The sequence below is a fragment of the Arcticibacterium sp. GJ41-1 genome (genome assembly GCF_055808875.1).
The window spans coordinates 793,555-814,357 of record NZ_CM147888.1 but is presented as its reverse complement, the minus strand read 5'-3'; the positions used below and the strand labels follow the sequence as shown (position 1 = coordinate 814,357).

At 38.5% G+C, this 20,803-nt stretch carries 11 protein-coding genes; 6 read left to right on the top strand and 5 right to left on the bottom strand.

Annotated elements, in window-relative coordinates; genetic code table 11:
• Position 1: 1 nt before the first annotated feature.
• From AC0L6O_RS03300 to AC0L6O_RS03290, 3 genes are all read right to left on the bottom strand, one after another.
• Positions 2-1,540 carry a sulfatase family protein gene (locus AC0L6O_RS03300; RefSeq protein WP_473306310.1) on the bottom strand — a complete coding sequence of 513 codons (1,539 nt, stop codon included), beginning with the start codon at positions 1,538-1,540 and terminating at the stop codon, positions 2-4.
• Between the two features lie 321 nt (positions 1,541-1,861).
• A complete protein-coding gene (locus tag AC0L6O_RS03295) occupies positions 1,862-4,594 on the bottom strand; it encodes a glycoside hydrolase family 2 protein (RefSeq protein ID WP_473306308.1) in 2,733 nt (910 codons plus the stop codon).
• Between the two features lie 31 nt (positions 4,595-4,625).
• A complete protein-coding gene (locus AC0L6O_RS03290) occupies positions 4,626-6,179 on the bottom strand; it encodes a sulfatase (protein WP_473306307.1) in 1,554 nt (517 codons plus the stop codon).
• Between the two features lie 156 nt (positions 6,180-6,335).
• Here AC0L6O_RS03290 and AC0L6O_RS03285 point away from each other — a divergent pair, with 156 nt between their 5' ends.
• Positions 6,336-7,322: a nucleoside hydrolase gene (locus AC0L6O_RS03285; RefSeq protein WP_473306305.1), complete on the top strand. Its 987-nt coding sequence runs from the start codon at positions 6,336-6,338 to the stop codon at positions 7,320-7,322.
• 5 nt (positions 7,323-7,327) lie between these two features.
• The gene (rbsK, locus tag AC0L6O_RS03280; protein ID WP_473306304.1) at positions 7,328-8,236 is read left to right on the top strand and encodes a ribokinase; all 909 of its coding nucleotides are present in this window, start codon (positions 7,328-7,330) and stop codon (positions 8,234-8,236) included.
• Here the strand turns inward: rbsK and AC0L6O_RS03275 are convergent.
• Positions 8,233-12,072: a choice-of-anchor Q domain-containing protein gene (locus AC0L6O_RS03275; protein ID WP_473306302.1), complete on the bottom strand. Its 3,840-nt coding sequence runs from the start codon at positions 12,070-12,072 to the stop codon at positions 8,233-8,235. The two genes, rbsK and AC0L6O_RS03275, sit on opposite strands and share 4 nt — an antisense overlap.
• 249 nt (positions 12,073-12,321) lie before the next feature.
• On the opposite strand from AC0L6O_RS03275, the gene AC0L6O_RS03270 reads away from it, so the two are divergent.
• A complete protein-coding gene (locus AC0L6O_RS03270; RefSeq protein ID WP_473306300.1) occupies positions 12,322-14,157 on the top strand; it encodes an ABC transporter ATP-binding protein in 1,836 nt (611 codons plus the stop codon).
• A gap of 3 nt (positions 14,158-14,160) precedes the next feature.
• Here the strand turns inward: AC0L6O_RS03270 and AC0L6O_RS03265 are convergent, their stop codons facing one another.
• Positions 14,161-18,102: a 3-coathanger stack domain-containing protein gene (locus AC0L6O_RS03265; protein ID WP_473306299.1), complete on the bottom strand. Its 3,942-nt coding sequence runs from the start codon at positions 18,100-18,102 to the stop codon at positions 14,161-14,163.
• 222 nt (positions 18,103-18,324) lie between these two features.
• Between AC0L6O_RS03265 and AC0L6O_RS03260 the strand changes: the two genes are divergently transcribed.
• The 3 genes from AC0L6O_RS03260 to AC0L6O_RS03250 all read left to right on the top strand — a co-directional run bounded on the left by AC0L6O_RS03260 (position 18,325) and on the right by AC0L6O_RS03250 (position 20,712).
• The gene (locus tag AC0L6O_RS03260; protein WP_473306297.1) at positions 18,325-18,822 is read left to right on the top strand and encodes an META domain-containing protein; all 498 of its coding nucleotides are present in this window, start codon (positions 18,325-18,327) and stop codon (positions 18,820-18,822) included.
• 62 nt (positions 18,823-18,884) lie between these two features.
• Positions 18,885-19,784, top strand: a complete 900-nt coding sequence (locus AC0L6O_RS03255) for a sterol desaturase family protein (RefSeq protein ID WP_473306296.1) — start codon at positions 18,885-18,887, stop codon at positions 19,782-19,784.
• 103 nt (positions 19,785-19,887) lie between these two features.
• Positions 19,888-20,712 carry a DUF2911 domain-containing protein gene (locus AC0L6O_RS03250; RefSeq protein ID WP_473306295.1) on the top strand — a complete coding sequence of 275 codons (825 nt, stop codon included), beginning with the start codon at positions 19,888-19,890 and terminating at the stop codon, positions 20,710-20,712.
• The last annotated feature ends 91 nt before the right edge of the window (positions 20,713-20,803 follow it).

Sequence of the window (20,803 nt, the reverse complement as noted above, 5' to 3'; positions counted from 1 at the left end):
ATCAATGCAAGACCACATCTGTTTGCATCGGTTTGAAATAGCCCTCTGTGGCTTTTTCAAACTCTGATTTTAGGCTAGCTCCTAGTTCAGATTCCTCTTCAAAAATGTTAGTCATTTCTCCTGGGTCATTTTTAACATTATAAAGTTGCTCTTCTTGACTTACTCCAACTTCAATGTTGACCTGTTTGTTCACAGCATTTCCTTTATATCTTGGGATATAGGCATAGTCACCTTTACGGTAAGACAAACGACCTGTGGCCTCTAAAACTAGGTTTTCTCTTCCTTCTTCGCTTTCACCTAAAAAGGTTGCTAAAAAATTTTTACTATCGTCAAAATCAGACTTGCCATTTACCAAAGAAGCAAAAGACGAAGCCAAATCTAACTGACAAACCATAGCATCCGAAACTGCTGGCTTTACCTTTCCTTTCCAAGAAACTATAAATGGCACTTTAGTACCTGCCTCAAAAAGGCTGTATTTTCCACCTCTCAATACACCTGCCGGGGTATGGTCGCCTAACTTCTCAACAGCTTCATCAAAGTAACCGTCGTTTAAAACTGGGCCATTATCGCTTGAAAAAACAACTAGTGTATTTTCTAAAAGACCTTTTGACTCAAGATGTTTTATAATTTCCCCGACACACCAATCTGCCTCTAAAATAGCATCACCTCTTGGCCCTAAACCAGACTTACCAACAAAGCGTTGATTAGGCACTCTAGGCACATGCGGCTGATGCAAGGCGTAATACATAAAGAAAGGTTTTTCAGACTCCGTGCTTTTATCAATTTGACCTTTAGCAATGTCAAGAAAATGGTCGGCCATGTCTTCATCAACCCAAAGAGCCGACTTACCGCCTTTCATGTAGCCAATACGCGGCACACCATTATGCACAGACTGGTTATGACCATGATGCCATTTCATTTTGGTCATTAATTCTGGGTTAGAAATAGCCGTTGGTTCCCCTTCAAAGTTCTCTTTGTAACTCACAAAAAGTGAATCGTCAGCCGAAAGGTTATCCACTCTTCTATTATCTACATACACGGTTGGTGTTCTATCATTTGTAGCCGCCATGATGTAGGAATAATCGAAACCAATATCGTTTGGAGTAATGCTTATATCTTCATTCCAGTTTATACTTCCATTACCTAAACCCAAATGCCATTTTCCAACCACAGAGGTTTCATAGCCTTGACTTTTAAACATATCTGCCATGGTATAAGAGGCTGAGTCAATAAGCATTGGAGCATCGCCAGCCAAAATTTTAGCTCTTTCGTTTTTCCATGGATATTGTCCTGTCAATAAGGCATATCTACTAGGTGAGCAAGTGGCCGAAGTAGCATAGCCATTTGTAAATCTTACTCCATTGGCCGCCAATGCGTCAATATTGGGCGTATTTAGCGTTCCCTGACCATAAGCACTTACGTCTCCATAGCCAAGGTCATCCGCATAAATCACCAAAACATTGGGTTGTTTCTTTTCTTCTTCCTGCGTACAGGAAATAAACATGCTAGCCAAAGCCAGTGATAAGAGTATTTTTTTCATTTATAATTATTTTTTATTGTCTTCAGACTAAGTATTGAATTGTTTTAAAAGTAGTTCTCAAAATCTTTAAACGTCACCTTTCTCTTTCTTTCATGAAGCACCCCCACCTTCTACTACGCTGGCCTTCCGGCCGGGATTTCATTTTTTTAATTGTAAAAAAACGAAACAAAAAAAGCACCACCCTGTAAACTCGTACACTCAAAACCATTATTATCAACAAAAAAAACCATCACAACTAAGCTAGGGTTTTGACTGTACTCAAACAGTACAGGGCGATATAAAGAATTCTTAATACTAATAATTTTACTCAGCCTACGATAACTATTTTTCTGATAATACGATACTAGGATTAAACGGGTAACGACCGAAATCTTTTCCGTAAACGGCCAAACCTCCACCGTTTTTAACGGTCAATTTTACTGAAAGTTGACCCTCTTTTTTTAAAGTCTTTAATTGAGTTTTGTTAAGAGGTATTTTAACCATATACCCATAACTACCAGCTTCATGAAGTAGCCTGTCTTCTTTTTGGCTATGCCAGCTTAATATTCCTCTATGGTCTGCGGGGTCATCTTCCAAACTTACATTTTTAACATTAAAACCATTGATGCTCACCATAACTTTTGACGGAAACTTGGTTTCGTCTGTCATAGGATAAGAGTTTTTGTTTTGACTTGGCTCTGCTATGGCACCTAACATATAATCCATGTCAATCAAATCTACACCACCTCTATCTTTAGCAAAAAGCTCTTTGGCACCTAACTCCATAAGCAGATAACCTGACTTTGCTTTTTTGGCATCGCCAGTAAAAACATACTCAAAAGAACCATTTCCTGTACCGTTCATTTTAAGACCGTCCATAACCTCCCAGCTCTTGACAGACCAGTCTGCATTTTTAAGGTCTTTTGGTGAAACTTCTAAAACAGAAACTCCGGCAGGATTAGCACCTCCACTCACTTTGAAGTTCATAAAGTTATGGTGTAAAGCTCTCCCATTCATGTCTTTCAAGATAAGTGTCACGGTGTATAAACCATCCATTTCTGGCATTTTCACACTTAACGGAGCCTCTCTTTTCTGCATCCATGGTGTGTAATCTAGTGTTTTTGACTGTGCAGGTAATTCGTGCATCTTCCCTAAAACGTCTATTCCAGTAACTCGATATTCTAAAGTCACTTTTGATTGCGGAAGCTCTTCATCCGTATGGCAAGATATATAAATAGGAACTGTAGCCATGGTACCAGCTTTGCCAGTTTGCGTTATATCTTGCCCAGTAGAAACATAAAATAGCGAGTGAAAGTCTTCGTCTTCCATGCCCTTCGCTATTTCGCTCAGGCCTGTATATTTCATGGTTCTGTCAAAACGCCAGTAGCCATTCCACTCGTTAATAACATCATGATGCTCGGTATATAACCAACCTGCCATTTTAGGATGCTGCCTGAAAACATTCATCATTCTGTGGTAATCATAGCTCCAGTCAATATCTCCCGTACTGCCATCATAACCCCAAACATTTCCGCACTCAGAATTAATCATTGGCTGGTTTCCTTGAGCAAAACCATCTTCAAAATCTGCTGTACTTCCGGCGAAGGTGTTTTTATCTAAATTGGTCATGAAAGCTTCCCATTCGTATCCTGGCAAATAGGCATGCCATGAATTGATATCGGTTTCTGTATGGCCTGCTCCGCAGCAAATAGAATTATCTTCCACCAAACGTGTCTCATCTAAAGACTTTGCCAAATAGTACATAGATGCCACCCAATACTGCGTTTTAGGCAGGTATTTACGGTCAATATCACCATTCTTATTTTTGACTTCCGTTTTTAAACCCCAAGTCTCGTTAAACGTAATCCATGAGAAAATAGACGGATGATTAAAGTCACGTTTTATCATTTCACGAAGTGTGTACTCTGATTCCTTTTGAGCGTCAGCGTCTGGCTCTCCCCAGCTATTTGGCAAATCAGCCATTACAAGCAAGCCTAATTTATCAGCCCAATAAAGCTTTCTAGGAATATCAATTTTGATGTGCGTTCTAAGTCCATTAAGACCAATATCCTTACATAACTGAATCTCATTTTTCATAAACTCATCCGAAGGAAAAGTATAAAACCCTTCTGGATGGTAAGACTGATCAAGGGTAAGTTGAAGATAAAGTGGCTTATTATTTAGAGCAACATAAGGTATATCTGTACCCGGTAAATTAGTCACCGATATTTTACGCATACCAAAATATGACTTCACTTTATCGTCAGCTACCGTAGCGGTAACCTCATAAAGATATGGGTCTTCTATGGACCATAAATGAGCATTTGCTAAATCAAACGTAGCTTCAAAGCGTTTTTGACCGGCCTCTATTTCAGTTTTGAGCGTTTTCCCAGCTACAGAAAGTTCTAAAGTTTCGCTTTTTATAGAAGCTGCCCCTAATTCTCCTTTGATAGTAAACTGCCCTTTGTCAATGTCTGGAATAAAATGAAGGTAATCTAAATAAGTACTCCCTCTGGCTTCTAGGTAAGCCGTTTGCCAAATCCCCCTTGCATTTCCGTAGCCTTGTTTGCCATAAAGTGTAAACATTCTTCTGGCGTCATCTACTCTTACTACTATGTTCTGAGCTTTTCCGTAGGTTAAATGCTCAGTCAAATCGAAAGAAAAGGGCGTGTAGCCACCTTCATGTTTCCCTAATAATTTTCCATCAATCCAAACTGTGGTTTCCCAGTCGGAAGCCCCTATGGTGAAAAAAGTACGTTTGCCTTTCCAGTTTTCAGAAACAGTGATGCTCTTTTTGTACCAAGCTATATCGGCCTCATCTGCCACACCTGACAGTTTAGAACCCCATGGAAAAGGAACATTGATTTCTTTAGAAAAATCAGCAGTTCCTGAGGTCCAGTTTTGACTAAGACCTACATTAAGGCTGTCAAATTCAAACTCCCAGATACCGTTTAAGTTTTGCCAATTCTCCCTTTCAAAGTCTGGTCTTGGGTGCTCAGGCAAAGGTATACTTTGCCCCATAGCCGAGTTGAGCCCTAGAAAAAGGGCTACTACTAACACATAAATTGATTTCATTTAATTAGGTTGAATTTTGTTATAAATAAGATTAGTCGTCCGTAGCATGACTCCCCCACCAATCGGCGTTGGGTTTGTACTCTTCTGACAACATCCTTCTTCTTTCTTCTTCTAATCTAGGCAGTAGTACCTTTCTATTCTTTTCCAGAACAGCATTATGTTTTTCTTGATTAAAGATAGGGTCTTGAGCGGCATATTCTGCCTTTGACTCATCTAACCATGATTTCAATTTCGCTAACAATAGCCTTGTTTTTTTTGACTGCTTTTGGCTTAAATCATTTCTTTCTTCAGGGTCATTTGCAAGATTATAAAGTTCATTTCTTTCATCTTCCCAATAGTGAATAAGCTTCCAATCGCCTTCTCTAATAACTGAAGATGGCTCACCGCCTTGATTTCCGTAATGAGGATAGTGCCAAAACAAATCTCTATTAATCTCCTTTTCACCAGTAATAATAGGCAAAAGACTGACACCGTCTACATGTTGAGAACTTTGAGCAGACAAACCTGCCAAATCTAAAAGCGTAGGGTAGAAATCCATGCCGATAACTCTGTCAGAAATTTTTCTTGGTGCTATACCCGGGGCAGCTATTAGAAACGGCTCCTTTATGCCGCCTTCCCACTGATAGCCTTTACCTCCGCGAAGTGGTGCATTTGAAGTAGAAAAAGCATCGCCCGAAGCCACGCCACCATTATCTGAAGTAAAAACCACTATGGTATTTTCTGCCAAGCCTAACTCTTCTAACCTTTTCATAACTATTCCCACAGCATCATCCATGGTTTCTACCAAGCCACCGTACACTGGATTATCTTGGTGCTGGCGAATAGGCAACACTCTTTCCATTTCAAAACCAGATTCCGCAATTCCTGCTTTCTTGGCTTTGTTTTGATATTTCTCCCACTTTTCTTCCGTTGTCTGAATAGGACCATGCACCGCATAAAAAGATAAAAATGCGAAGAAAGGCTTCTCCTTACTCTCTGAAATGAAATCCGCAGTTTCAGTGGCCAGTCTTATGGATAAATTCTCTCCGTTTGTGCCATCCTTCATTTTAGGATTATCGTAAGGAGAAAAATACCCTCCAAACGGGCTACCTGCGTGGTAACCTCCTACATTTACGTCAAAACCATGGTCTTCTGGATAAGAACCTTCTCCTCCTAAATGCCATTTACCTGCAAAGAAAGTACGATAGCCTTCTGCTTTAAAAGCTTCAGCCATAGTTGTTTCTTCTTGTGGTAAGTTATGAATATACGTAGCAGGCAAAAGTTTGTTTTCTCTGCCAACAGTACGCCAATCCGTACCCGACTTTGCACCTATCCAGTCTGTGATGTGTAATCTTGCAGGAGATTTCCCTGTCATTAATGCCGCTCTAGAAGGACTACAAACTCTGCTTGCCGCATAGCCATTAATAAAGTTTAAACTTCTAGAAGCTAAGGCGTCAATGTTTGGTGTTTCGTAATAGTCACTACCTGTATAGCCTAAATCATGATAGCCTAAATCATCGGCTAAAATGAAAACGACATTTGGCCTTTGTTGAGCCTGCACAGTTGACACTACAAATAGTAACAGGACTAATCTAAAAAAAATCATTTATTGAATATGGTTGAATAAGTGGGTGAATTTACAAAAAAACTAGCCTCAGCCATTCCAAAGCAAAAAAAATGAAATAATAAATAGCTCAGGAGAGCAAAAACCTTAGTAATTTTTCGGTTAATGAATTTTGAAACAACCATTATTTGACCCGAAATGAAAAAAAATATTCTTTTACTACTGTGTTCCTTCGGGTTTTTAGCCGCCTGCCAAAGCGAAGAAGCTCCTGAAAAAGCCACGGTCATTTTTGACACTGATGCCAACAATGAACTAGACGACCAACACGCCCTTGCCTACCTTTTAAGTAACGGCGACATTTTTGATATCAAAGGCGTAACAGTAAATGCAACACCCAGTGGAGGCGAAATTAATTTGCATTTTGATGAAGCCGAAAGAATTTTACAACTGTATAATTTAAAAGGTAAAATTCCTTTACTAAGTGGGGCAAACTCAAATTTTGAAGAAATTATAGCCTCCGATTCCCTTAAAGAAGATGGTTCCGATGCTGTAAATTTTATGATAGCAGAAGCAAAAAAAGGTCCGCTCACTATAGTTGCTGTTGGTAAATTGACCAATGTTGCTTTGGCAGTAAAAAAAGACCCCACTTTTGCCAAAAAGGTAAGGCTGGTTTGGCTCGGTTCTAATTATCCTAAACCGGGCGAATACAATCAAAATAGCGACCCTGCCTCTATGAATTATCTTCTGGACTCCGACATTCCTTTTGAAATGGTTACTGTTCGCTATGGAGAACCTTCTGGAACAGATGCCGTAAAAGCACTTCAAACTGATATTCATGAAAAAATGCCCAAACTAGGACCTAAAGCATCCAAAGAAATCACAGGGCGACATGGCGGTACTTTTGAGCATTTTGGCGATTATGCCATTGACCTTTTTGACCACATTACACTTCACGGAACACCTCCTTCAAGGCCACTTTTTGACATGGTAGCAGTCGCTATCATCAAAAATCCAGCGTGGGGAACTACCCGAGAAATACCTGCACCAATCTTAGAAAACGGCGAATGGAAAGAAAGACCAAACAACACTCGAAAAATTACACTTTGGGAAAACTTTGATAAAGAAAGTTTAATGACAGACTTTTACAGCCGAATGGAACATTATACGCTCCCAGAAACAAAATAACCGATATGGAAAGTCATAAAATATTAGTTATAGGCAGTGCCAACACCGATATGGTGGTAAAAACAAGTAGACTCCCTAAGCCTGGCGAAACCATTTTAGGAGGAGATTTTTTCCTTTTCCCTGGTGGCAAAGGAGCAAATCAGGCGGTGGCATGTGCCCGCTTAGGTGGGGCAGTAACCTTTGTGTGTAATTTAGGAAATGACGTTTTCGGGAAAGAGGCTCTGGAAGGTTTTAAGAAAGATAAGATTGATACTTCTTTTATTACTTTGGACGATAGTCAGCCTTCTGGTGTAGCCGTTATTACGGTCAATGAAAATGCAGAAAATACCATAGTAGTAGCTCCAGGAGCCAATGCTACTCTAAATGCAGAAAAGGTGTTGGAATTAGCTTCTGTTTTTGAACAAACTGAAATCATTTTAACTCAGTTAGAAACGCCGATAGAAGCCACGGAGGCTATGGTAAAAATGGCTAAAAAATACAAGAAAAGGCTAATTATTAATCCTGCACCTGCCAGGGAGCTATCTTCTGAAATTTTAGAAGGTTTATTCCTAATTACCCCTAACGAAACAGAAACAGAGCTATTGACTGGCATTTACCCCGACTCTCCTGAAAAGTGCCTAGAAGCATCAACTATTTTACTAAAAAAAGGCGTTGAGAACGTCATAATTACCTTAGGCAAAGAAGGTGCTTTTTATGCTTCAAAAGATGAAAGTTTCGTGGTGAAAAGTGAGCCCGTAAAAGCCATTGACACCACCGCCGCTGGTGATGTTTTTAACGGTGCACTGACTCTTTCCTTAGCTCAAAATAAAACTTGGAAAGACGCCATCACATTTGCCAATAAAGCAGCAGCTATCTCTGTCACCAAAATGGGTGCTCAAAGTTCTGCTCCATATTTGAAGGAATTAGAGGGTTAAGGACACCCACCCCCTATCTCCGCCCGAAAAACAGTGGCTGCACCATCATTAATTGGTGCTACCGAAAAACCGGGCAAGAGCTGCACATTATTGCTGCCTTGATAAAGCACATTATTGGTGTTAAAGATTTGGCTGCTGGCTTTTAAAATGGGGATTCCACTCAGGCTTGGGTTAGCACCATCGGGTATTTGAATATCTACCACTGCCTGGCCATACTCATGGGCACCCATATCTGGAAGCTCTACTCTGGTGAAGCCAGTGATGTCTTCCGCGGGTGCTCCTGTGGCAGTTCCGGCATTTATGGCCGGAGAGTAGCATTTTAATTGCAGAAAACCATTGGCGGCATCTACGAATTGTGGGTTTTGGTTATTGATAATGCCTGTCCCTGTGCTGTATAGGCTATTTTCCTGGGTTACGCTGTAGGTAACTAAAGGTGACGGTGTTTCATTACTATTTGCAATATCTGCCCCTTGTGAATTTGAAGCTCCATTTTTAACATTTTCCCAAAAAATATTATTGGTGATAATTGGAATGGATTCATTGTAGTTTAGTATTGCACCACCCCCACTAGATGAGCCAGCCGAATTACCCACAAAGGTATTGTTGTTAATTTCAGGAGAAGAATCCCAAATCACCATTCCGCCACCCCAGTTAGAAGCAGAATTACCAGAAAAAGTACAATTGCTGATTTTTGAATCTGCGTTTTGATTAAATAAGCCACCTCCCTGCTCTGCCAGGTTTTCGATAAAATTGCTGTTTGTTAACTCTACTGTTCCCGAATTGTATAGACCACCGCCATATTGGCCATAATTTCTTAAAAATAATACGTGATTAATGCGAGGATTGGAAGATTGGTTATACAATCCACCGCCAGCTTCTGCTGGTATGGAACTCGATTGATAAGTTATTCGGGCAGGATGCACTCCGTTTGCATTCCCTCCATTAAACTGAAAACCATCAATAATAGCAGCAGATGTCAAATTAGCTGTTATCATTATATGGTAGGCATTCTCGGTATTATTTGTGATGGAAAGTGTTGCTCCACTTCCTGAAACTATATCATCTCCATTAAAGTCTCCGCTTAGGTTGGTAAGATTCGCTTTCCAATCCCGCTCAGAAAACAAAGTTTCTGTGCCCTTAAAACCTCCGTAAATTTTCATATCCATGGCTAAATGAAAGGCATTATTTCTGTCCATAAGGCCAGTGGACGTAGTTCCATCTGGTGCGTCTTTGGGTAAATAGGTGCCTGCCGCCACCCAGATAGGCAAACTGCCACATTGATTATCTATGGCATTTTGCAGGTCTTTATAGGCATGGGCCCAGGTGCTTCCATCGTTATCGCCAGTGGCATTGTGTTTTACATAAATGGCATTGGTAAATGGATTATTTCCTTGATATTCATAAGCCCCCATATCTACTAAACTAGCCCCAAAAGGCCTCGTATTTCCTACCACATCAGTAGAAAGGCCTGTGGCAGTCCATGCGGCATTGTCTCCAGTATTTATGGCTGAGGAGCAACGACTTAACTTTAAATCGCCATTGGCGGCGTCTGTGAATTGTGGGTTTTGGTTGTAAACCATATTGTTAATACTACAAATCCCCCCATTTGAATTAGTACTCAGTGCGGTGGAATCAGACTCAGGAATTAAGGAATGACTAATTGCCAAAGAAGAATTATAAAGCCCACCCCCGTAATCTGTTGCTGAGTTTCCTTGAAAGGTAGCATTGTTTATACTTGGAGAAGAAAAAGAATTATAAAGCCCTCCTCCGTAAACTGCTGAATTTCCTTGAAAAGTAGCATTGCTTATACTTGGAGAAGAATCAAAATTATAAATACCTCCTACAATATACCCTTTATTATTTAAAAAATGAATATTCATTATCTTCGGAGAAGAGTTCTCCTCATTATAGACTCCCGCACCTCGGTTGAAGGTTTGATTCCCATAAAAAGTGATGTTCTTTATAAGCGGTGAAGAAGATACATTATACATACCTCCGCCATGACCAATGGATGCAAAGACTTTTCCAGCATAAGCTAATGGTGAATTTTCCAAATAATACGCATTGCCACCCCGAATGTGAAAACCATCTAAAATAGCGGCAGAGCTGAGATTGGCTGTAATGAGTACATGATTAGCATTTTCGTTATCCCCCGTAATATCCAGCGTGCTGCCACTTCCTGTTACTACATCATTCGCAATAAAATCTCCACTTAAGATGGTAAGATTTGCCTTCCAACCTCTTTGAGAACGCTCCGTTTCCGTTCCTGTAAAGCCACCGTAAAGCTGCATATCAGCTGCCATATGAAAGTTTTTATCGCGTGGGTCTGTTGGTGAGGCATTGCCTGTATGGTCTTTGGTGGGTAGGTAAGTTCCTTGGGCCACCCATATTTCCGTAGTTCCATAAGGATTGTCAATAGCATCTTGCAATTCTATATAGGCATTTGCCCAAGAAGCACCGTTTTTCATACCGCTGGTGGCACTGCTATCTACATAAATAATAGCTGGTATGGTTATGCCTTCATAGGCTCCCATGTCTACGGTGGTGTTTTGTGGGCGTAAATTTCCTGCAATATCCGTACTTAAGCCAGTGGCTGTCCAAGCATTATTATCCCCTGCATCCAAAGCAGGTGAACCTGACAAAAGCCTAAAGTCTCCCTGCTCGGCATTGACAAAAAGCGGGTTTTGATTTGTGATGCTCCCTGTACCCGCACCCCAATAAGTTCCTAGCTGCATAAGGCAATATTCTACTGTTGGTGCATTGTCTGAAGAAACATCTGAATTTTCTGCTCCGTTACTATTTGAGGCATAGTTGTTCCAAAAAATACAGTTTTTTATGATTGAACCAAATGATTGCTCAATAGATATGCCACCACCATAAGCAGCTGAATTTTCGTAAAAAGTACAGTTGGCTATAGTCGTATTTCTGTTAGTATAAATCCCAGAGTTTGAATTGAATGAAAACACTGAATTTCGAATGATAGAATTATTGAGTCCACCGACGTCAATTCCACGACCCTTATTACCTGAAATGGTAGAATTAGAGAGCGTTATTTGGGAGGTAGCAGTTAATCCACTATTTACATTTTTTTCGATATTTACGTTTGTCATTACCGTACGTGCGTTTGCATCAAGATATAAACCACCGCCGCTGCCGGCCGAATTGTTCATTATCTTCAAATTGGACAATTGTATATTTCCAAATCTTACACAAATTCCACCTCCAAGCGACCTAAAAAACGAGTTGCCGTTCAGGTACATTGTACCAGAACCATTGGCATTTCCTCCTTTTATGGTTAAACCATCTAAAATGGGTGAAGTAGCGGTAGTTACCATAAAAACATGATAAGCATTTTCGGTAGTATTGCTTATAAGAAGACTAGCACCTATGCCGCTAATCTCATCATCGTTACCGAAATCACCACTAAATATGGTTTCATTTATCTTCCAATCCCGTTCTGAAAGCGTGGTTTCTGTGCCGGCGAAACCTCCATAAATTTTCATATTTTTAGATAAATGAAAACTTTTATCACGATTATCAGTAGAAACATCATCTGGCGGGGAAGTAGGCAAATAGACGCCCGCGGCTACCCAAATAGTGTCTCCGTCAGAGGCGGCATCCATCATAACTTGTAAACTATCAGAAGCGTTAGCCCAGCTAGTACCAGATGCATTACCAGAGGCTGTGGGTTTTATGTGCCATACTGTGGCCATTGTTAAAAAACTCTGGCTTAGAAATAGAAAAAGCAGAATGGTTTTATTAAAAACAGACTTTCCATTTTTCAATAGTGCCAAAAACGGTAAATTATTACTTCTTGAAATCATATCTTGATTCATATTTTACGAGTTTAGATTAAGAACCTATGGTTTAATCTTTCCTCAACCTGGCCATTAAAATTTGCAGGAATCAGACGTAGGACTTTGCCTTAGCAACCGCCGAAAGGTAGTCTTTTTATATTGGCTTGTTAGGATATCAATATATTCTTAAAAAACATGAACCACAGTTAGGCTATTTCTATACATATCCAAACATGCTTAATATCTTCATTCCGAATTTTTAAGGAAAAAAGATGGTTCTAATTTCCTATGGCTCCTCCTGCACTAAAAACATTAAAACCGAAAACCTTCAACTTCAAAGAAAGCTTTGAAGCTTTACGGTACGTTCCCAGATTTTTTAAGAAAGTAAGGGAAGTAAGTCCTTTGCTTTTTTTCTTCAATATTCTTTCAAGGCTCATTGATGCCGTTACGCCAGTTTTGATGCTTTGGGTAGGTAAAATGATTATTGACGAAGTTATTTTGCAAGTAAGTCTCACGGAAAAAGACCTGAAACAGCTTTGGATTTTGGTGGGTATTGAGCTAGGTCTTGCCGTACTGTCTGACCTTTTAAAACGAGGTGTTAACCTTACCGATGCACTTTTAGGCGACCAATATTCTAATGCATCATCTGTAGAACTTATTCAAAAGACTGCAGAGCTAAATTTAGAACAATTAGAAGACGCTGAGTTTTACGACAAACTAGAAAGGGCTAGACGCCAAACCACCAACAGAGTGGGTTTAATGTCAAATATTTTGACGCAAACACAGGATGTCATTGTCATTGTTTCTCTGCTAACAGGTTTAGTGGTTTTTGAGCCTTGGCTCATTGTGCTACTTATAGTTTCCATTATTCCGACGGTTATCAACGAAATCAAATTTAGTGGCACCAGTTATTCCTTATCGCGTAGCTGGACATCTGAACGCCGTGAATTAGACTACCTCCGCTATGCAGGTGCTTCTGACGTTACCGCCAAAGAAGTTAAGCTTTTTGGACTCGCAGATTATCTGGCAAATCGATTTAAAATCTTGTCTGACAAATATTACGAAGCCAACAAAAAATTGTCTATTCAGCGAGCCTCTTGGGGTTCGGCATTTAATGTTTTGGGCACAGGAGCCTATTACGGAGCCTATGTTTTAATTCTTATGAGAACTGTGGCTGGCGTACTAACCATTGGCGACTTAACTTTCCTGTCAGGTTCATTTAGCAGCCTACGTAATAAATTACAGGGCTTTTTTACGCGTTTCACGCAAATCACAGAAAGCTCTCTTTACTTAAAAGACTACTTTGAGTTTTTAGACATTAAAAATGAGGAGACTGGCAATGATGAACATTTACCCTTACCTAAGGAAATCAAAACAGGTTTCGAGTTTAAAAATGTAGGTTTTCATTATCCAAACTCAGAAAGATGGGTGGTGAGAGGTATCAACTTCAAATTACTTGCTAATGAGAAACTGGCTTTTGTAGGAGAAAATGGAGCAGGAAAAACGACTTTGATAAAACTTCTTCTACGATTTTACGACCCTACGGAGGGTCAAATCTTACTAGAAGGAATTGACATCAAAAAGTACGACAGAGCAGCTTATCAGCAATATTTCGGAGTGATTTTTCAGGATTTTGTCAAATATGAACTGACTATTAGAGAAAATGTAGCGGTTGGGAAAATTGACCAAATAGAAAATGTAAATCAATTAGAAAACGCGGCTGAAAAAAGTTTGGCAAATCAGGTGATTGACGAAATGCCATCTGGCTTAGACCAGCAGCTAGGAAGACGTTTCAAAAACGGTAAAGACCTTTCTGGCGGACAGTGGCAAAAAATAGCTTTGGCGAGAGCCTATATGAAAGATGCCAAAGTGTTGATTTTAGATGAGCCTACCTCCGCATTAGATGCCAGAGCCGAGTTTGAAGCCTTTCAGCGATTCATAGGTTTGACCAAAGGTAAAACCGCCGTCATCATCTCTCACAGGTTTAGCACCGTAAGAATGGCGGACCGAATCATGGTACTAAAAGACGGTAAAGTGCTGGAAATAGGCACGCATGAAGAGCTCATGGGCAATGCTGCTTTATACTCAGAACTCTTTAATCTTCAGGCGGCGGGGTATCAATAATAGTTATTCTGGACAACCTTCTATTGACGCCTCAAAACTTCCCATATTAATGATTTTCGTTTCAAAACCAGGGTTGAGAATTACATTATTTTCAGCCTTAAAAACCGAGGTAGAACTATCCTTTACTTTATTAGTTGCAGTTATTTTTTCTGCCCTTGGATTTGTCACTTCGTTTTCCTCTATATCTAGTAATGTGGAATATAGATCCTTTACTTCAGGACACTCCTCCATTAATGAATAGGTGATTTTTGAGAACCCATTAGGCTTATTACTAACGGCACTACTCAACAATGTAACCCCATCAGAATCATACATGTGAATAGAATTATAAAAGTATTGGCCTAAAGTGGTTTCTAAGGTTTCAAAGATTAATTGATTTTCGCTGTAAGTCAGTTTCACCTTATAACGATTGTTTTCTGGAACGCTATAAGACACGCTGACTTTGAAATAAAAAGGCTTTCCATTAAAAATCCAAACAAACCAATCTTCATCTTCAATGTAATCAATGCATAAAATTTCACTCTCATAATTGATTGTCTTTATTTTAGAAGACGAAGTATGGACATCATTCATTTCTAAAGGATCACAATCAAGCCTTATATGCTTGGTCATTATATCTGATATACAATTTTCTGTTTTACAAATGGCCTTATATGCTTTTGATTTAGAGAGCGTCTCTACCCTGGTAGTTCCGTCAAAACCATTGTCCCATTGAATAGTTCCATTGGTACAATTTTGAATTGACAGGCTAACACTTTCTCCTGACGTAATAAAATCATTGGACGATTGAATAAATGAATTCGGTTTATCAAAAGCTTTTACATTTAAAACACCATGACTTAATGGACCAATAAAGCCGTTTTTTCGAATTACTCGTAAACGATAGTCTCCTGAAGAAACAAAGTTTGGCAAGATAAACTCTAAGTCAAACTTAGTTTCGTTCGCACTAAAATTTCTATTGATAAGCGTCAAACTATCAGCAATTAATGTTGAGCCAGTAACATCCACTAATTGCAAAACCAAACTATCTGCTCTGAATGGGTACACCAGATCTTTCACCTCCATTTTGGCAAAAATCTTTTGTCCTTTGCAAACTGAAATTGAGTCAAATAATAATAGAGTCTCGCAAGTATTAGTTTCATAAACTCGTTCGCAATCCCCACTTTTTAAAACTATACTATACTTACCAGGACTTGATATACTTAAATTAGGGCCTGTTTCAGCTAATTCCCTTAGCCCTCCAGTTGAATTTTCCATCCCATACCATTTCCAAGTAACCCCGGAATTTAAAGAGGTATAATTTAATATATAGTTAGCAGACCCAGAGTTATCACAAAGGGGGGCTGAACCTGAATTACTTAAATAAGGATAAACATTTTCACCAAATATATTTCCCTCACTCACCACTTCATTAGATTCAATGGTTTGGCCTAATGAGTTAGTAACTTTTACTTTAAAGGTTCCTACTCTACTATCATACAAATATGCAGAGGTATGCCCTGTCATAACGGAATTGTTATAAAACCATTGATATGTATAACTTCCACCATTTGGATAAGCCGAATAGCTAGGTTTAGAAGAGCAATCACCCGAATTACGAAGATATGCCTCTGAAGGAAAACAATTATTAGAAACTAAATTTAATTCAAAAGAACTTTCAATAAAGCTTGGGTTTAGTATTGGTATAGTATTTCCTGTTACCATAACCTTATACTTAGTACCAACCACATAATGAGGAGGTATTGGTAGTTTTATAGAGTTTAAGGAATCTTCCCAAGTAAAATAATTGTGAGTTATATTTGTTGATAAATCCTTTAGACCTATTACTACATTAAAATCCTCCCCCCAATTACCAGTTTTTTCAAAAGGAATTTCTATTATATCACCAGCACAAACATCCAGACTAATAGGTTCCATTAATTTAATAGCAGGTCGATCTTCAATATTGATAAGGACATCATTTGCCGTCAAATCATACCTGTCAAGAAAATCACATCCTGTAGAAATTTCACTTACAATGTACCTTCTAGACGCTTGAGGACTAACCTTAATGATGGCTGGATTAACTTTTGAGAAATAAGATTTTTCAAATTTTCCGTCATCAATTGTAAAATTGAAAGGTCCTGTATTACCAGTAAATAATAATTTCAATGAGACCGTATCTCCTTTTTCAATCAACTTAGTTGAAAAATCATCTTTTGTTGAAAACATTAGATCTTCTTTACTAAAAGAAAATGCTGGAGATGTAGAACTACACAAACCATTGTTTACCTCCAATTTATAGAACCCTAAAATTGACACCGAAATAACGGAATCCACCACATTCAAATCAGAGTATTCAGAATTCCTTTTGTCGGAGTATAACCATTTATAACTGTGAGAAGCGTTGGGCGAGCTTGCCTTAAGTATAACTTCTTTGCCATTTAAACAGCCACTTCCTTCAATTATTTCTATTCCCGCTTGAAAGGGCAAGATAAAAACTTCATAAGGTCTTGATGTACTATTATAATCATTTTCATTGTAAACTCTTACTTTATAATTTCCTGAATTATATGCAAAATAATATGAATTGATGGCTCCAGGTATTGGTTCATCTTCAAAAAACCACTGATAAAGAGCCCCGGTAATTTCACTTGTAGTAGGGTAAGCTTCTAGCCTCAGCCCAATGCAACTCGCTTCGCCTTCGTATGATTTTATAATAGCCTCCGAAGAACACCCCACCTCAGTAACCGTAAAATTAAATGCACTCTCAACTGAAGTAAAATAAGGCACTATACCAGTCGCACTGACTTTAAATCGAGTGTTTAATTCCGCATTAGGTGAAACAGTTATTGGTAAAGGGTTCTGAAAAGAGGTTCCATAGGAATAAGCAGACCCACTTTCTGGCACTAAAATCATACTAACTTTATTATTTTGAATATCCCATGTTCCTATTTTGCTGTAATCAATAAATAATGTCTCTCCTGCACAAACTTCCAAATCTTCAGGCGATTCAATATTTACGCTTGTGCTATTGTCTATTATAGCAACTTGACGGCTTCCTTGCCTGTTCAAAAAGGTTCCACATCTATTTTGGGAAAAATATGTATTGACCGTAAATTGTCTATTCATAGTCGGAACAACCTTTAAATTAAAAGGTGATTCTGTCATGGTAAATCCCGTACTACCTTTGCCATTTTCCAACCTCGCCTCAAAAGGTAAATCAGGTCCGATTAATTCGGCAAACAAATTCAAAGTATCTCCTAATGCTAAAATATTGTCTGCAACAAGATCACCATTATCATTCTTTAATCTAAGAACTCCTTCTGATAATAAATAAAAACTATTTGAATTAAAAGGAGGATTGACCCCATCAAAAACAGAAACTTGATATCTTCCAGAAGCAATTGTTTTCAAAGTACTATCAGTGGCACTTGGTATAGCTTCATATTGATAATTTGACGTATTCTGTTTATACCATTGGTAACTATAAGATGGATTTGAAGGTACTATCTTCATGGTTACCGAATCTTGGTTATTGCAGGTTGTTGGAATATCAGCAATAATACTGGGAAGAGAAGAGTTTATTTTGTCACCAGTATTTTCTGGCTTTGAAAATGTAGTGTTTGGTGCATTCTCCGTATTACTATAACATTGTTTTAATTCAACATTATTGGATGAGTACAAAATCTCTTCAAACTTAAACTTCACGGAATAAATTCCGGGCTCCAAAACTTCTAAATAAGGTACACCAGTAGTAGTAAATACTATGTCATTTTTCACCCAAGTATAAGGCGTATCAGAAATACTATTAACTTCTAGACTAACATGATTGTTTTCACAAACAGTTCTGGACCCGTTATGATAATTGACTTTTAATTCTATTTCTTTAAATTCAGTTTGAGCATTACTAGAAAAAATGAAAATAAAATTTATTAGTAGAAGTAGAAAAGGTGGGTTCCTCATTTCTTGTTAAGTGGATTATTTTTGAGTTCATGATTATAATGCAATTTATATTAATTTATTTTTTCGCTTGCCCCTCCTCTAAAATTATTCTACTTGATAATTTAAATGAGCTAGTAAACCTTCTATTCAGAACTCTTTAATCTTCAAGCGGCGGGGTATCAGTAAACTGCCTCATACAACCTTTTAGCCCGACTAAGCGTCTAAGGATAAAAATAGAATATCATGTTAAATAAAGTTGCTTTTCTTATCATCGGTTTATTTATGACACAACTAGATTCTTGCGAAAAAGCGGAAGTAGCCATCAAAGAAGATTTAGCTGGAGAATGGGTTTTAAAGAACGTTTTCTTAAGCGATGCCATTGACACACCTTGTGGCTGGGAAGTGGAAAAACACGAACCCTTAACACTTAAAGTAGCAAAAGATGGCGATAAATATTCCATCGGTGGAAAATCTGCAATCAACTCTTATTTTGGCACTTTAGAAGTCATTTCTTTTGACGAGAAAAACCGTGCAGGTAAAATAGAAACAGGACCTATTGGAAGTACTAAAATGGCTGGTCCAGAAAATTTAATGAATTGTGAAACTCGTTTTTTAACACAGCTAGATACCGCCACTGATTTTGCCTTTGATGATAATGGCGAACTTAGAATTGGAAACTTTAGAGACGAAAACAGTCACCCAAGAGATGGCGGCTATTATCTGATATTTGATAGGAAATAATAGGTTTTAAGCGGAGTACTTTCTAGCCAAATTTCTATTTTTGATAAAGACCCTATCAAAAAATGAATTTTCAAGATGCCCTTTTAGAACTTCAAAATGACAAATTACTACTATTTGCCATTCCGCTTTTCTTGGCATCTGCCGCTATCGAATATCTTTTTGCGAAAGAAAAGCACCCGGACCTTTACAACAGAAAAGACTTTTGGGTTTCTATATCCATGGGTATTTTCAGCAGTATTGTGGAGTTTCTGCCAAAACTATTGGCCTACATGGCTTTCTACTATCTACATGAAATTAGTCCGCTAAAAGACATTGTGCAGCGGCAGTGGTGGGCTTGGATTCTTCTATTCTTTCTGGACGACTTCGCCTACTACTGGTTTCATAGATTAAACCACGAAGTAAGGCTCTTCTGGGCAGGTCATGTGCCTCATCATTCTTCCATTTATATGAATTTTGGTACCGCACTTAGGCAAGGTGTAGGCGAAAGAATCCATAAGTTTTTCTTTTGGCTTTGGATTCCACTTTTAGGTTTTGACCCCTTGATGGTTTTCACCATGATTTCAATTAGCCTTCTCTATCAATTTTTTGTACATACAGAATTGGTAAAAAAACTACCCAAATGGTATGAAGCCATTTTCAATACACCTTCGCACCATCGAGTACATCATGCATCTAACATCAGGTATTTAGACTGTAATCATGCTGGAGTTTTAATTATTTGGGATAGGCTGTTTGGCACCTTTTCTGAAGAGTTAGAAAAAGAAAAACCGGTGTACGGACTTACTGTAAATATAGAAACCCATCAGCCTTTAAAGGTAGCTAGCCACGAGTATGCTGCCATTTGGCAAGATGTGAAAAAAGCGTCTAAACTATCTGATAAACTGTCTTATATCTTTAAGTCGCCGGGTTGGAGTCATGATGGAGAAGATAAACGAGCTAAAACTTTAAGAAAACAGCTTTAGAATAATTTCTTAAAAATCATTTAATGTCAAAGGGTATGCAACCTCGTCCGCCAAATTGCTACCTTTGAATTGATTTTAAACACTTAACAAAATTTCAAAACCGATGAAAAAATTACTATTGGGTTTTGCTGTGCTTTTCTCTATTTCTGCATCAGCCCAAAACCTTAAAACACCTGCTCCAAGTACTACACAAACTATCAAGCAAGACTTCGCTCTTTCTAGCATAGAAATCAACTATTCACGTCCATCTATGAAAGGACGTAACATTTTTGGTGGTTTAGTACCTTACGGTGAAAAATGGAGAACAGGAGCTAATGGCCCTACTACTTTTACTTTTGGCCAAGACGTTACTGTAGGTGGAAAAGCTGTTAAAGCTGGCAAATACTCTGTAATAGCTGTTCCTGCTAAATCTTCTTGGGAGATTTTATTATGCAATGAAGGAACAAGCGTTTTCAACTTCAAAGATGAAAATGTAGTAACAAGCTTTACTGCAAACTCTATCAACCTACCTTTTGATGTAGAAACTTTCACTATCATGGTTAGCAATGTAACTAACACCACTGCTGACATTGATATACTTTGGGCTAATAAAATGGCGACTATTTCTGTTTCAGCTGATATCGATGCTGATATCATGAGCCAGATTGACAAAGTGATGAACAATGATAACAAACCGTATTTTGCGGCCGCTTCATATTACTATGAAAACGGAAAAGATATCAATAAAACTGTAGAATGGGCTAAAAAAGCAGCTGATGCTCAGCCTGACGCTTACTGGGTAAGGCATTTATTAGCCAAAGCAAATGCTAAAGCTGGAAACAAAGCTGCTGCTATTGCTGCCGCAAAAGCATCTATGGAACTTGCTCAAAAGGGCGGAAACATGGATTACGTAAGACTTAATGAAGCTTTGCTTAAAACACTGAAATAAGTTTTAAATAAACTACTTCATAAATTAACGCGGAGCCAAACGGCTCTGCGTTTTTTTATGCTCTAAAAGTGGACTTTAATTTAATATTCAA